Origin of the sequence: Streptomyces sp. NBC_01298 (assembly GCF_035978755.1) — a bacterium.
Taxonomy (GTDB): Bacteria; Actinomycetota; Actinomycetes; order Streptomycetales; family Streptomycetaceae; genus Streptomyces.
The window spans coordinates 4,527,861-4,542,258 of record NZ_CP108414.1; the positions used below are offsets into that span (position 1 = coordinate 4,527,861).

General features: G+C 72.4%; 12 protein-coding genes. 7 read left to right on the top strand and 5 right to left on the bottom strand.

Going from position 1 to position 14,398, the window contains the following annotated elements; translation table 11 throughout:
* Nucleotides 1-14 precede the first annotated feature (14 nt).
* The 3 genes from OG730_RS20505 to OG730_RS20515 form a co-directional block, all read right to left on the bottom strand.
* The gene (locus OG730_RS20505; RefSeq protein WP_327305598.1) at nt 15-1,484 is read right to left on the bottom strand and encodes an MFS transporter; all 1,470 of its coding nucleotides are present in this window, start codon (nt 1,482-1,484) and stop codon (nt 15-17) included.
* 32 nt (nt 1,485-1,516) lie between these two features.
* Nucleotides 1,517-2,500, bottom strand: a complete 984-nt coding sequence (locus OG730_RS20510; RefSeq protein ID WP_327305599.1) for an NADPH:quinone reductase — start codon at nt 2,498-2,500, stop codon at nt 1,517-1,519.
* A gap of 156 nt (nt 2,501-2,656) precedes the next feature.
* The gene (locus OG730_RS20515; RefSeq protein ID WP_327305600.1) at nt 2,657-3,238 is read right to left on the bottom strand and encodes an NADPH-dependent FMN reductase; all 582 of its coding nucleotides are present in this window, start codon (nt 3,236-3,238) and stop codon (nt 2,657-2,659) included.
* A gap of 247 nt (nt 3,239-3,485) precedes the next feature.
* Between OG730_RS20515 and OG730_RS20520 the strand changes: the two genes are divergently transcribed.
* Nucleotides 3,486-4,388 (top strand): pirin family protein, encoded by a 903-nt coding sequence (locus tag OG730_RS20520; RefSeq protein WP_327305601.1) that lies wholly within the window; start codon nt 3,486-3,488, stop codon nt 4,386-4,388.
* 88 nt (nt 4,389-4,476) lie between these two features.
* Here the strand turns inward: OG730_RS20520 and OG730_RS20525 are convergent, their stop codons facing one another.
* Nucleotides 4,477-5,211 (bottom strand): TetR/AcrR family transcriptional regulator, encoded by a 735-nt coding sequence (locus OG730_RS20525; protein WP_327305602.1) that lies wholly within the window; start codon nt 5,209-5,211, stop codon nt 4,477-4,479.
* Nucleotides 5,212-5,320: 109 nt separating this feature from the next.
* Here OG730_RS20525 and OG730_RS20530 point away from each other — a divergent pair, with 109 nt between their 5' ends.
* Nucleotides 5,321-6,415, top strand: a complete 1,095-nt coding sequence (locus tag OG730_RS20530) for an alpha/beta fold hydrolase (protein ID WP_327305603.1) — start codon at nt 5,321-5,323, stop codon at nt 6,413-6,415.
* A gap of 46 nt (nt 6,416-6,461) precedes the next feature.
* Here the strand turns inward: OG730_RS20530 and OG730_RS20535 are convergent, their stop codons facing one another.
* Complete coding sequence (locus OG730_RS20535; RefSeq protein WP_327305604.1) at nt 6,462-7,112, bottom strand: TetR/AcrR family transcriptional regulator; 651 nt, start codon at nt 7,110-7,112, stop codon at nt 6,462-6,464.
* A gap of 187 nt (nt 7,113-7,299) precedes the next feature.
* Here OG730_RS20535 and OG730_RS20540 point away from each other — a divergent pair, with 187 nt between their 5' ends.
* From OG730_RS20540 to pcaB, 5 genes are all read left to right on the top strand, one after another.
* Nucleotides 7,300-7,836, top strand: coding sequence for an SRPBCC family protein (locus tag OG730_RS20540; RefSeq protein ID WP_327305605.1), 537 nt, complete (start codon nt 7,300-7,302; stop codon nt 7,834-7,836).
* A gap of 173 nt (nt 7,837-8,009) precedes the next feature.
* On the top strand, nt 8,010-9,644 hold the full coding sequence (locus OG730_RS20545) for a class I adenylate-forming enzyme family protein (RefSeq protein WP_327305606.1): 1,635 nt from the start codon (nt 8,010-8,012) through the stop codon (nt 9,642-9,644).
* Nucleotides 9,644-10,900 (top strand): FAD-dependent monooxygenase, encoded by a 1,257-nt coding sequence (locus OG730_RS20550; protein WP_327305607.1) that lies wholly within the window; start codon nt 9,644-9,646, stop codon nt 10,898-10,900. The genes OG730_RS20545 and OG730_RS20550 overlap by 1 nt, the downstream gene beginning before the upstream one ends.
* Nucleotides 10,897-12,894, top strand: coding sequence for an FAD/NAD(P)-binding protein (locus OG730_RS20555; RefSeq protein ID WP_327305608.1), 1,998 nt, complete (start codon nt 10,897-10,899; stop codon nt 12,892-12,894). Before OG730_RS20550 ends, OG730_RS20555 begins: the two co-directional genes overlap by 4 nt.
* On the top strand, nt 12,891-14,312 hold the full coding sequence (gene pcaB / locus OG730_RS20560; RefSeq protein ID WP_327305609.1) for a nitrosuccinate lyase: 1,422 nt from the start codon (nt 12,891-12,893) through the stop codon (nt 14,310-14,312). Before OG730_RS20555 ends, pcaB begins: the two co-directional genes overlap by 4 nt.
* The last annotated feature ends 86 nt before the right edge of the window (nt 14,313-14,398 follow it).

A 14,398-nucleotide genomic window follows, 5' to 3' on the forward strand; every position in this document is an offset into this window, starting at 1 on the left:
CCTGGGCCGGGAGGCTACCGGGCCGGAGCCCGCTCCACCCGGTGTTCGCCCGCCGAGACCTCCGAGACCTCCGGGGCCGCGGCGGCGGACCGGCGCGGGGCGGGCCGGCCGGGGGCGGGCCGGCCGGGGACGGCCCGGAGTCCGTACAGGGCAAGGCCGATGGCCGGCAGGAAGACCGCACCGGCCACCTCGAAGCCGAAGGCGTAGCCGCCGGTCACGGCCGCCGGATCGCCGATGGCCAGCAGCGAGGCCGTACGGGCGTCGGCAGCGGAGGTGATCAGGGCGAGGCTGACGGTGGGCCCGGCCAGGATGGCCGTGTTCACGACGGCTCCGGCCAGGGCGGACCGCTCCTCCGGGACCCCGGCGACGGTCCCCACGACCGCGGCGGACATGACGGTGCCGATGCCCCCCGACAGGACGATCAGGCCCAGCAGCACCGTCGGCGTCGACCCCGTGCGCAGTCCCGCGCTCCCGATGAGGAAGAGGCCGGTGGCGATGACGGCCAGTCCCGCCACCGCCACCGTCCGGACGCCGTGGCGGGCGACGACCCGGCCCGCGAAGAAGGCGACGGCGAGGAGCGTCGCGCTGTAGGGGACGAAGGCCAGCGCGTTCTGCAGCGCCGAGTATCCGCGTACCTGCTGGAAGTAGAGGGCCAGCAGGAAGGCGGTGCTCGCGCCGATGGCCGGGCCCAGCAGCGCGCAGGCGAGCGCGGTCACGCGGTAGCGCGAGGCGAGGAAGGACAGCGGCAGCAGGGGGGCGCGGACGCGCTGCTGGGCGATGACGAAGGCGGCGAGGAGCACGGCGCCCGCGGCCAGGGGTACGAGGACCCGCGCCGAGGCCCAGCCCCGCGGCCCGACCATCACGAGGCCGTAGCCGAAGGTGGAGAGGCCGAGGGTGGCGAGTACGGCGCCGAGGAAGTCCACGGGCACCCGGACGGGCGCGGGACCGGTCGGCAGCACCCGGGGGGTGAGCGCGAGCACGGCCACGGCCGCCGCCGCGAACAGCCCGAAGGTCCACCGCCACGACAGCCAGGTCACGAGCGCCCCGCTGAGGATGATGCCGAGCGCCGCGCCCAGGCTGGACAGCAGGCCCCAGACGGCCAGCGCCCCGGCCCGGGCCCTGCCCTCGGGGAAGACCCCGCGCAGCAGTGCCATGGCGGGGGGCGCGGCGAGCGCGGCCCCGCAGCCCTGGACGAAGCGGGCGGCGAGCAGGACCCAGGGGGCGGGGGCCAGCGCCGCGGCGAGGGACGCCGCGCCGAACAGGGCCGTGCCCAGGGTGAACAGGCGGCGCCGGCCGATCCGGTCGGTGAGCCGCCCGCCGAGCAGCAGCAGCCCGCTGAAGGCCAGACCGTAGAAGGCGCTGACGAGGATCAGGTCGCCACGGCTCAGGACGAGTTCCCGCTGCATGGCCGGTCCGGAGGCGAAGGCCACCGAAACCGAGGCGTTGAGCAGGAGCTGCACCGCGGCGAGGGTCGCGAAGGGCACCCGCGTACCGGGCGTACCGGCCGTGCCGGGCACTACGGGGCCTTCGGCAGGAGCACCACTCGGCTGCCGTGCAGTTCCCCGTCCTCGATGCGCCGGTGGGTCCGGGCCCCCTCCGCCAGGGAGGCCCGCTCGACGGAGCGGGCCCGCAGCCGACCGCTCGCCAGCAGACGGTTGATCGCCACCGCGGCTTCGGCGAGTTCGGCCGTGGTGGCGTGGGAGATGACGAAGCCGACGACCGAGCCGTCCTTCATGTAGAGCGCTCCGGCGGGCAGGACCGGCTGGGAGCGGGCGCCGGCGAGGAGCACGATGCGGCCCCGGTGGGCGAGTACGTCGACGGCGCCGGTCAGGTCGTTCGTGCCGGAGGTGTCCACGTGGACGTCGATCCCCCGCGGGCTGATCTCGCGGATGCGGGCCGCCAGTTCGGGGTCCCGGTAGTCGAGCACCGCCGCCGCGCCGAGGCGGCGGCAGTGTTCGGCGTCGCGTGCGGAGGCGGTGGCGATGACCCGGGCGCCCGCCTCGACGGCCATGACGATGAGGGCGCTGCCCACGTTCCCGGCGGCTCCGGCGATCAGTACGGTCTCGCCGGCCCGGACCCGGCCGTGCGTGAACAGGGCGAGGTAGGCGGTGCCGGCGGGGTGCACCAGCGCGACCGCTTCCGCCGGGTCCACGCCGGCGGGCAGGTGGTAGAGGCGGTCGGCCGGAACCGCGGCCCGTTCGGCGGCGGCGCCCTGGCGGCCCCCGTGGCCGAGGCTGTTGGACCAGACCCGGTCGCCGGCCCCGAAGCCCGGGGCTCCGGGACCGGCCGATACGACCGTCCCGACGAGGTCGCGGCCGATGACGAACGGGAACTCGACCGGGGTCCGGAAGAGGCCCGACCGCACGAAGGTGTCGACCGGGTTGACGGATACCGCTTCGACCTCGACCAGAACGTCCGTCGGGCCCGGGGCCGGAGGGGCGATCTCGCCGTAGCGGATGTTCTCGGCGGGACCGAGTTCTTCGATGAAGGCTGCACGCATGGCCCGATCCTGCCAAGCGGCCCCGCCCCGCGCGCAGGGCGCGGAGGAGGCTTCGTCAACTCCAACTCCCGGACGGAAGCGGCCCGGACGCGACAAGGCCGAAGGGCCGCGCGGGGGAACGGGCGGCCCTTCGGAGGTGGGGGGAAGACCGGGGGATCAGACGGACGCGGACGCCCGCGTCTCGCGGACCTTCGCGGCGAGCGCGTCGAGCAGCTGCCGGAGCAGGTCGATGGTGGTCTCGTCGGTCAGGTTGCCGGACTCGTCGAAGCGCTCGTGGGCCCGGAAGATCTGGAGCTCCGGCTTGCCGACGACCTTGGAGTCCGTCCACAGGAAGGACTGGCGCAGCGAGAGCTGGGCGCGGACCGTGCCGAAGTTGGTCGGCGCGGCGCCCGCGATCGCGATCGGCTTGGCGGCCAGCGAGGAGACCGGCGAGGAGGCCGTCGGGCGGCTCGCCCAGTCCAGCGCGTTCTTCAGAACGCCGGGGATGCCGTAGTTGTACTCGGGGGTGGCGATGAACAGGCCGTCCGCCTCGGTGATGCGGCGGCGCAGGTCGGTCGCCGCGGCCGGCGGGGTGTCGTTGTCGAGGTCCGTATCGTACGGAGGGATCTCGCGCAGGCCCTCGTAGATCTCGATGGACAGGCCACTGGGGGCGAACTTCTGCGCGGCGCGCACCAGGGCGCTGTTGAGCGAGGCGGCACGCAGGCTGCCGGAAATGGCCAGAATCTTGAGATCGGGCATGAACTTCTCTTCCGTGAAGGTGACATGTGCGGTGAACGCCGTGCCCGGCAGGCCCGTGCGCAGAGGTCGGGGGGATGAGCGGGAGTCTGGCCGCACGCGCGGGCCGGCCTCAAGCACGCGCCGACGTATCTGTCAGCTGTCCGGGATGTGGGACCGGAGGACCTTGCGAGAGAACTGAACTGAACTGTATAGTTCAGAACTCGGGAGGGACGGCACAAGGCGTCCGACCAGCAAGAGAGAAGGCCTCATGACCACGCCCGCTTCCGCCAACGCCACGACCGCCACCACCACGAGCCGTTCGGTGGTCGACGTGCTGCCGCCGGTCCGCGCCCTGGAGGGTGAGGGGTACCCGGTTCGCCGCGCCTTCCCCACCCCGCGCATCCCGCGGCTGGACCCCTTCCTGACGGTCGACCAGGTCGGCCCGGTGGCCCTCGGACCGGGCGAGCCCAGGGGCAGCGGCCCCGAGCACCCGCACCGCGGCTTCGAGAGCATCACGTACGTCCTGGACGGGGACATCGAGTACGCGGACTCGACCGGCAGCCACGGCGTCGTACGTCCCGGCGGCGTGCGGTGGCTCACGGCCGGCGCGGGCGTGCTGGACACGGCGCAGCCGACCGCGGCCTTCCGCGCCGCCGGCGGCCTCCAGCACCAGCTGCAGATCTGGGTCAACCTGCCCGCCGAACTCAAGGGACTCCGCCCGCGCACCCGGAACCAGGGCGCCGAGAGGATCCCGGTGGTCCGCAGGCTCGACGGCTCCTGGTTCAAGGTCATCGCGGGCTCGGCGCTCGGCGCGACCGGCCCCTTCCGGACCCTGGTACCGGTGACCGTCGTCCACGCGTCGGTGGCCCCGGGCGCGAGCGCCGTACTCCCCGCGCCGGTGGGCCGCAACGCCGCCGTGTACGTCCTGTCCGGCAGCGGGAAGGTCGCCTCGCGCGAACTCGCCGACGGCGACCTGGCCGTCCTCGCGCACGACGGCGACAGCGTCCGGGTCGAGGGCGGGCCGGTCGGCACCGACCTGCTCTTCCTGTCCGGCGAACCGATCGGCGAACCCGTGGTCCGCAGCGGCCCGTTCGTCATGAACACCCCGCAGGAGATCGACCGCGCCTTCGACGACTACGCGAACGACCGCCTCGGCCGCTCCGAGGACTGACGTCCCCCTCCGCACCCACGCGGTTGCCGGTGGTGCGCGACGAGGAGGCGGATCGACCGGTACCCGGCCGGCGGCCACGACCGGCTCCTCAGACGAGCAGGGCCGCCACGCCGTCCATGATCCGCTCCAGGCCGAAGTCCAGCGGGTCCCCGCCTCGTGGCACGAAGGCACCCTCCGCGACCGCCGACGTGAGCGCGGGGAAGCGGTCCGCGTGGCGCTCCAGCACGTCGGCCGTGAGGCGGGCCCACTCCTCGTTCGCCGCTTCATCGTGTTCGACGGTCTGCTGGGCGATGTTGCGGACGTGGCCCACGAGCAGCAGGAACGTGTCATGCCGCTGCGGGGCCGACAGGCCGGTTCCGGCCAGCACGGCCAGCGCGGTGTCCAGCCAGCCGAGTTGATGGGGGCCCATGATCTGGCGACGCATGCCGGTGGCCGTCAGGATCCACGGGTGGCGGCGGTACACGGCCGAGCACTGGCGCGCCCACTCGGTCAACTGCGGGCGCCAGCCGCCGGGGATGTGAGCGACGGGGACCGGTGGGCCGATCGCGAGGTCGACCATCAGATCGACGAGTTCCGCCTTACCGGGGACGTACCGGTAGAGCGCCATCGCGGTGACGTCGACTCCCTTGGCGACCCGCGCCAGCGAGACCGCGTCCAGACCCTCCTTGTCGGCGATCCCGATCGCCACCTCGGCGATCCGGCCCGCGGTCAGCGAGGGCTTCGGGCCGCGGCTCGGCTGTCCCTTCTCGCCCCACAACAGCGCGAAGCTCGCTTGCGCGCCGCCCTGTTTCCCCGTCGGCTTCCGGGGCTCTTTCGCGTTCATCCTGAATCCCTCACCGTCACCCGTTGACACCCCACACTTACTGTTTATAGCATATAGCCAACCGCTTACGACATATACAGTTCGTGGACACGGACCTCAGGGAGTCGTCATGATCGCCGCCATCGTCGCCACCTCCGCCGCCGCACTCCTCGCCGCACCGACGGCCGGAATCCTCGGCCACCGCGCCCTCAGGCGCTTCCGCAACGCCTCCCTCATGAAGATCGACACCCCGAACGGCATCGACGAGCGGGGCTTCATCCGCATCGGAGGCATCGACCAGTGGATCTCGGTCCGCGGCGAGGACCTGGCCAACCCGGTCGTCCTCGAGCTGCACGGCGGGCCCGGCGGCTCGACCGCGATCTTCGGGCCGCGCACCAGATCCTGGGAGAAGCACTTCACGATCGTCCGCTGGGACATGCGCGGCACCCTCAAGACCCTCGGCCGCAGCGGCACCGAGGGCCAGGGAGAGATGACCTTCGACCGGATCTACGCGGACGCGGTCGAGGTCACCGACCACATCCGCACCCGCCTCGGCGTCGACAAGGTCGTCCTGCTCGGCCACTCCTACGGCAGCGCCTTCGCCCTGCGGCTCGCCCGCGCCTTCCCCGAGCGCTACTCCGCGTACGTCGGCACCGACCAGAACATCCACGACTCCGGCCGCGACGACTCCGTACACCAGGCGCTCCTGACCCGACTGCGGGCGACCGGAAAGCACAAGGAACTCGCGGCGGTGGAGGCCCTGGACGCCGACGAGCACCGCTGGACCGCCCGCGAGCGCGCGATGCACGCCAAGCTGCTGGCCACCAGCGATCCGCTGACCCTGGACACGATGAAGAAGGTCGTCATGGGGTCCCTGTGGCTCTCGCCGCTGCACTCGCTGCGCGAGCTGGGGCACTTCGTCAAGGGCATGAACTTCTCGGAACAGGTCACCACAGGCACGTCGGGCTTCGACGACTGGGCGGACGGTACCGAATTCGAGATCCCGTTCTTCATCTTCCAGGGCGAGAAGGACGTCATCGCGTCGCCCGACCTCGCCCGCCGCCTCTTCGACGACGTCCGGGCCCCGGTCAAGGGCTTCGCGCTGATCGACGACTGCAGCCACTTCGCGGCGTTCCGCCGGCCGGAGCGGTTCCTCGAGCTGCTGCTGGCTCACGTACGGCCGGTGGTCGTCGCCGACGAGTCGGCTGCCGCGGCAGGCATCTGACCGGGTTGCGGCCGGCGGGCCCGGGCCCGGAACGGGCCATCCAGACCTACTGGTCGACGCCGTACTGGTTCAGGAACATCTCCACACCGCCCTGCACGAGACGCTCCGTGAGGTCCTCGTTCAGGGCGGTTCCGTATACGCCGTACACCAGGTGCGGGGACAGCACCAGGCCCGAGAGCTGGAGCACCGCCAGCTCCATGTCCGGGATCCGGAGCAGTCCGCGGTCGTTGAGGCGGCCGAGGGCCGCGGCCAGGGTGGCGTGCTGGCGGCCCGGACCCTCCTCCTGCCAGGCGCTCCCCAGCTCGGGGAACCGGTGGCGCTCACCCGCGATCACGTTGCGCAGCGCCAGTACGTCGGGGGCGGTCAGGCCCGTGACCCAGGTGCGGCACGCCTCCACCAGGTCCGTGCGGATGTCCTCGGACTCGGCGAGCTTGGCCTGGATCACCGACTGGGCCACCTCCAGCGCCTCGTCGAGCGTCTGCCCGATCACGGCGTTGAAGAGGTTCTCCTTGCTGCCGAAGTGGTTGTAGACGGTCACCTTGGAGACCCCCGCCTCCGCGGCCAGCAGGTCTATGCCGGCCCCGAAGCCGTCGCGCAGGAACACCGTGCGCGCCGCCTCCAGGATGGCCTGGCGCTTGCGCGCGGCGCGGGCCCCGGTGGGGACAGCGGGCTGCTCTGCCGTGGTGCGCGCCTTCATGTCGATCCCCTACTCCTCAGCGGTGGAACCCCAGTCTAGGTCCCAACTGAACTGAACCGTTGCGTTCAACTGAACTGAACTGTATGGTTCAGTCATCGGAAGGCGCCGGAACGGGCACCGGCCGAGGCGGTCGAAGCGATTCGAAGCAGCCACAGCAATCGAGCGGACTTTCCAGGAGGCCATTTCCATGAGCGAGACCCAGCCGCCCCTCTTCGGGTCGCGAGCCCAGATCCACGTCGAGGCCACCCCGGCCGAGGTGTACGCGGTCGTCAGCGACCTGGCCCGCAGCGGCGAGTGGAGCCCCGAATGCCTCGGTGGCGCATGGGCCTCCGGCGCCCCCGGCGCGGTCGGCTCCGTCTTCCGCGGCGAGAACGAGCGCAGCGAGGACGTCGTCTCCTGGGCCCCGGTGGTGCGCGGCAAGTGGACGACGTACGCCGAGGTCGTCGAGGCCGAAGCCGGCCGCACCTTCCAGTGGGCCATGCACAACAGCTCCGGCGTGAAGCAGGACAGCGTCTGGGGCTTCTCCATCGAGGCCGAGGGCACGGGCAGCCTCCTCACGCACCACTTCCGGATGGGCACCGCCACGGAGGGCATCGTCGGCATCACCGCCGAGATGGACGCCGACGCCAAGCAGAAGTTCTTCGCCGAGTGGGGCCAGAAGGTGGCCGGCGACCTCGCCGAGACCCTGGAGCGCGTCAAGCCCGTGATCGAGAAGACCGCCTGAGCCCACCGGGCGAGCGGCGAACGGCGAACGGCGAACGGCGAGCGGCCCGAGATCGGCCGGCCCGGCCGGCCCGGCCGGCCCGGCCGGCCCGGCCGGCCCGGCCGGCCCGGCCGGAGATTACCCCGAGACCAGCAACTGACCTTGTCTGTAACTGACTTGAGAACGGCGAGACGATGATTCTGCAGCGCATCGGCAACAAAGGCATCCGGCTCGGGACGCTCTTCGAGCGGGCCGCCAAGAAGCACCCGACGAACGTGGTGATCCTGGACCACGACCTGGACATGGCCCCGGCACTGGGGCGCCGGGCCACCGTGGCCGAAGTGGCCGACCTGATCGACGACTTCGCGTCCCGGCTCTGGGCCGCGAAGGTCCGCCCCGGCCGGCGCGTGGTGGTCTACAAGTCCGACGGCTTCGACATCACCCTGCTGGCCTGCGCCGTGGCCCGCATCGGCGCCGTACCGGTGCTGCTGTCGCCGAAGCTCGACGGCGAGACCGTCGCGGAACTCGTCCGCCGCACCGACCAGCCGTACCTCCTCACCGACCAGAACAAGCTGGAGACCGAGCTGCCCGCCTCGGTGTTCGACGAAGCCGAGCAGGTCCTGCTCACCTCCGGCAGCTACCAGCAGGCGACCGAACTGGCCTCCCTCGCCGGGGTCGAGCGCGTCCCCTCCGTGACCATGCCGCCGGACTACCCGACCCTGATCACCCACACCTCGGGCACCACGGGCACCCCGAAGCTGGCCGTCCACACCGGTCACACCCTGCAGGCCCGCTACCTGCCGCAGGCGATGATCACCAAGCCGCTCATCCGGGGCCGCGAGACCATCGCGATGCACGTCTCCTTCGTCCACTCGCGGCTCATCACCGCGCTGGCCATCTCCCTCTTCCGCGGCTTCCCCATCGTCGTACTCGCCGACGGCGACCCCAAGCAGGCCGCCGACCTCTTCTCGCAGCTCCGCCCCGGCATCCTGGAGGCACACCCCAACTCCTTCATGGAGTGGGAGGAACTGGCCGACGACCCGCGCGGCCCCCTGGCGAACGTGAAGCTCTTCAGCAGCACCTTCGACGCCATCCACCCGCGGACCGTCCAGCGGCTCCTGGCCGCCACCCGCCGCAAGGCCCCGGTCTTCGGCCAGCTGTACGGGCAGAGCGAGATCGGCCCCGCCGTGGCCCGCTCCTTCTCCAAGCGCCGGAGCCTCGACGCGGACGGCCGCTGCGTGGGCATGCCCTTCCCGGGCATGACCGACGTCCGTGTCGTCAGCCGCAACGGCCTGCCCCCGTCGGAGACCAACCCCGGCTTCATCGAGGTCAAGAGCGACGGCCGGATCGTCACCTACCTCGGCGAGCAGGAGCGCTACGACAAGCAGGTCAACGACGGCTGGTGGCGCATGGGCGACGTCGGCTACCGCACCAAGTGGGGCTGCGTGCACCTGCTCGACCGCGAGGTGGACCTGATCGAGGGCTTCGGCTCGACCCTCGCCGCCGAGGACACCCTCTTCACCCGGCTGGACGAGCTCGCCGAGGTCATCATCATCCCCGACGAGAACGGCCGCGCCGTGCCCGTCGTATGCACCAAGGACGACAAGCCGCTGGACACGACGGCCTGGCAACTGGCCGTCGCGGGACTCCCGCAGATGGGCGAGCCCGTCCAGTGGCGCCAGTCCGACCTGCCGCAGACGGCCACCACCAAGATCAAGCGCCTGGAACTCGCCCGGCTGCTCGCCTCCGGCGCCTCCGCCTCCGCGTCCGCCTCCATCAGCGCCTCCGCCGGCGCCACCGCCGCCCGATCCCTTCAGGAGCAGATCTGATGTCGAAGCTGATCATCGTCGGCGGCGGAATCGGCGGGCTGGCCACGGCCCTCGCCGTCACCCGGCAGGGACACACCGCCCTCGTACTGGAACGCGCCCCCGAGTTCGCCGAGATCGGAGCGGGCATCCAGCTCGCCCCCAACGGGATCCACGCCCTGGACCGGCTCGACCTCGGCGAGAGCGTCCGCTCCACCGCCGTCCTCATGGACGAGCTGCGCTTCATGGACGGCGTCACCGGCGAACACGTCGTGAGCATGGACCTGACCGACACCTACCGGGAGCGCTTCGGCAACCCGTACGCCGTCGTCCACCGCGCCGAACTGCACACCAAGCTGCTGGAGGCCTGCCAGGCCTCGGAGTCGATCCAGCTGCGCAGCGGCGCGCCGGCCGCCGGGTACGAGCAGGACGCGTACGGCGCCTCGGTCGTCCTGGAGAACGGTGAGCGCGTCACCGGCGACGCCGTCATCGGCGCCGACGGCATCCACTCCGCCATCCGCGGACAGCTCGTCGGGGACGGCGCGCCCCGCAACACCGGGATCACCGTCTACCGGGCGATCATCCCGATGGAGCAGATCCCCGAGGACCTGCGCCACCTCACCTCCGTGACCTGGTGGACCGGGCCCGGCTGCCACTTCGTGCACTACCCGATCGCCGGCGGCAAGTACCTCAACCTCGCGGCCAGCAGCGACAACAAGGCCACCGAGACGGTGGCCGGAGTGCCCGCCTCCAAGGGCGACGTCCGCCGCGAGTTCGCCTCGCTGGGCGAGGACGCGCAGCGGCTGCTCGCCCTCGGCGAAGGGTGGAAGTCCTGGGTCCTCGTGGACCGGGACCCGGTCGAGAACTGGACCGACGGACGGGTCGTCCTGCTCGGCGACGCGGCCCACCCGATGCTCCACTACGTGGCGCAGGGCGCCTGCCAGGGCCTCGAGGACGCCGTGATCCTGGGCGACCTGCTCGACTGCGACACCTCCGAACTGCCGCTGCGCTTCGAGAAGTTCAACGCCGAGCGGCGTGAGCGCACCGGGAAGATCCAGCTCCTGGCCCGGGAGAGCATCAAGCTCTGGCACACCCAGGGCCCCGCCGCCTCGGCCAGGAACGCCCAGCTCTCCTCGTACTCCGCCGACCAGCTCCACGACTACGTGGCCTGGATGCACGGCGCCCGCACCACCGACTCCCCCGCCGGCGCCGCCGGCACCACCGACACCACCATCCGGACGACCGCGCAGGCCGCCCCCCAGAACGGAGACCACCGATGAGCACCAACGGACAGAGCCAGGTCGCGATCATCGGAGCCGGCCCGCGCGGACTCTCCGTACTGGAGCGGCTGTGCGCCAACGAGCGCGCCAACCCCTCGCACGCCGCGGTCACCGTCCACATCGTCGACCCGTCGGCGCCGGGCGCCGGACAGGTGTGGCGCCCGGACCAGTCCCAGCTCCTGCTGATGAACACGGTGGCCTCCCAGATCACCATCTACACGGACGACAGCGTGCGGACCGAGGGGCCGATCGAGCCGGGCCCGACCCTCTTCGAGTGGGCGCGGAGCGTCGCCGGGGGCGGCGCGGACGCCGTGGGCGTCCCCGAGTCCACCGTCGCCGAGGCCGGCCGACTGGGCCCGAACACCTACCCCACCCGCGCCTTCTACGGCGGCTACCTCCGCGCCACCTTCGAGCGCGTCGTGGCGAACGCCCCCGCCCACGTCACCATCGAGGTGCACGCCTCCCGCGCCGTGGCCATGGCCGACACGCACGGCGTGCCGGGCGGCCCGCAGGGCGTACGGCTGGAGAACGGGGTCCGCCTCAACAACCTGGACGCCATCGTGATGGCGCAGGGCCACGTACCGGCCCGGCTCACCCCCCGCGAGGCGAAGACCGCGAGCCTCGCCCGGATCCACCACCTCACCTACGTGACGCCCGCCAACCCCGCGGACCTGAACCTGCACGTCGTCAAGCCCGGCGAGAACGTCCTGCTGCGCGGCCTGGGCCTGAACTTCTTCGACCACATGGCGCTCTTCACCGCCGGCCGCGGCGGCAGCTACGTCCGCGGCGAGGACGGCCGGCTGACCTACCTGCCCTCGGGCAACGAGCCCAAGCTGTACGCCTTCTCCCGGCGCGGCATCCCGTACCACGCCCGCGGCGAGAACGAGAAGGGCGCCTACGGCCGCTACCTGCCGCGCCTGCTCACCCCCGAGGTGATCGCCGACATGCGCCGCCGCTCCGCGGACGGGGACGGCATCAGCTTCTCCGAGGACCTGTGGCCGCTCATCTCCCGGGAGACGGAGAGCGTCTACTACGGCGCCCTGCTGAAGAACAAGGGCCGCCGCGGCGAACGCGAAGGGTTCACCACGCGGTTCCTGTCACTGGAGCAGGAGCAGGACCGCGAAGCGCTGCTGGACGCCTACGGCATCGAGGCGGCGGAGCGCTGGAGCTGGGACCGGCTCTCCCGCCCCTACGGCGACCGGGAGTTCACCAGCCGCGAGGACTTCAAGGCCTGGCTCGTCGAGTACCTGGCCCAGGACGTCGAGGAGGCCAAGGCCGGCAACCTCAGCGGCCCGCTCAAGGCGGCCCTGGACACGATGCGGGACCTGCGCAACGAGATCCGCCTCGCCGTCGACCACGGCGGCCTGACCGCCGACTCGCACCGCGACGACCTGGAGGGCTGGTACACCCCGCTCAACGCCTTCCTCTCCATCGGCCCGCCGGCCTCCCGCATCGAGGAGATGATCGCCCTCATCGACGCCGGAGTCCTCGAACCGACCGGTCCCGGTACGGAGATCCGCGTCGACACCGCCTCCGGCGACCAGGCGACCTTCATCCTCCAGTCCCGGCTGGTGCCCGGCCCCGCGGTCCGCTCCACCGTCCTCATCGAGGCCCGGCTGCCCGAGCCCGACCTGCGGCGCACCGACGACCCGCTGCTGCGCCACCTGCTCGACACCGAGCAGTGCACCACGTACCGGATCTCCGGCGGCGACGGCTCCGGCTACGAGTCCGGCGGCCTGGCCGTCACCGAGCGCCCCTACCGGCTGCTCGACGCGCGCGGCCGTGCCCACCCCCGCCGGTTCGCGTACGGGGTGCCCACCGAGTCCGTGCACTGGGTGACGGCGGCCGGCATCCGGCCGGGCGTCGACTCGGTCACCCTCGGCGACTCCGACGCGATCGCCCGCTCCGTGCTCGCCCTGACGACCTCCGCCCCGGTTCCGGCGGGCGTCGCACCGATGCCGGCCGAGACCGACCTGACCGGAGTCCTGGTATGAGCACCCCGGAAGCCGGCCGGCAGGACGCGCTCACCGACGCGGGGCTGCTGTCCCCGGTACGCGCCGGCACCCCGGCCGAGGAGGCCGTCTGCGATCTGGCCTGGCTCCAGGCCATGCTCGACGCGGAGGCCGCCCTGGCCCGCGCCCAGGCGGAGCTCGGCACCCTCCCGAAATCCGCCGCCGACACCATCACCGCGGCCGCCCGGGCCGAGAACCTCGACCTGCGGGCCCTCGCCCTCGCCGCCCGGGAGACCGCCAACCCCGTGGTCGGCATGGTGCAGGCGCTGACCCGGGTGGTCGCCGCCGAGGACGCCGAAGCCGCCGAGTACGTCCACCGGGGCTCCACCAGCCAGGACATCTTCGACACCGGCGCCATGCTGGTGGCCTCCCGGACCCTGACCCTGATCCGGGCCGACCTGGCCCGTACCGCCGCCGCCCTGGCCGTACTCGCCGAGCAGCACCGGGACACCGCGATGGCCGGGCGCACGCTGGCCCTGCAAGCCGTACCCACCACCTTCGGGCTGAAGGCGGCCGGCTGGCGGGCCCTGGTCCTGGACGCCGACGAGCGGCTGGCCCGGGTCCAGGACGGCGGGCTGCCGGTGTCGCTCGGCGGAGCCGCCGGAACGCTCGCCGGATACCTGGAGTACGCCCGGATCGACGGCGCCGGCCGCTGGCCCGAGCCCGGCGAGTACCTGGACCGGCTGGTCGATGCCTACGCCGCACAGACCGGCCTCGCCCGGCCCGTACTGCCCTGGCACTCCCTGCGCACCCCGATCGCCGACCTCGGCGCCGCGCTCGCCTTCGCCTCGGGCGCCCTCGGCAAGATCGCCATCGACGTGCAGACCCTGGCCCGGACCGAGATCTCCGAGGTCGCCGAGCCCGCCGTGGCCGGCCGCGGCAGCTCCTCGGCCATGCCCCACAAGCGCAATCCGGTCCTGAGCACGCTGATGCGCAGCGCGGCCCTCCAAGTCCCCGCCCTGTCAGGCGCGCTGGTGCAGTGCCTGGTGTCGGAGGACGAGCGCTCGGGCGGCGTGTGGCACGCCGAGTGGCAGCTGCTGCGCGAATGCCTGCGCCTGGTCGGCGGCGCGGCCGCCACGGCCGCCGAACTCGCCGAGGGCCTCACCGCCAGGCCGGAGCGGATGCGGGCCAACCTGCTGCTGACCGGCAGCCAGGTGGTGTCCGAGCGGATCGCGGCCGTACTGGCTCCGCTGCTGGGCAAGGCGGCGGCGAAGCAGCTGCTGACCCGGGTCTCGGCCGCGGCCGAGCAGAGCGGCCGGCCCCTGCCCGAACTGCTCGCCGAGGAGCCCGTACTGCACGGCCGCTGGACCGCGGACGAACGCGCGCGGCTGTGTGATCCCGGCACTTACACCGGGGGCGCGGGTCCGCTGGTGGACCGGGCGCTGGCGCGGCGGACCTGAACCGGCTCCTGCTCCTGCTCCTGCTTCTGCTTCTGCTTCGGATTCACCATTGAATTCAACTGAACTGAACTGTACGGTTTAATCAG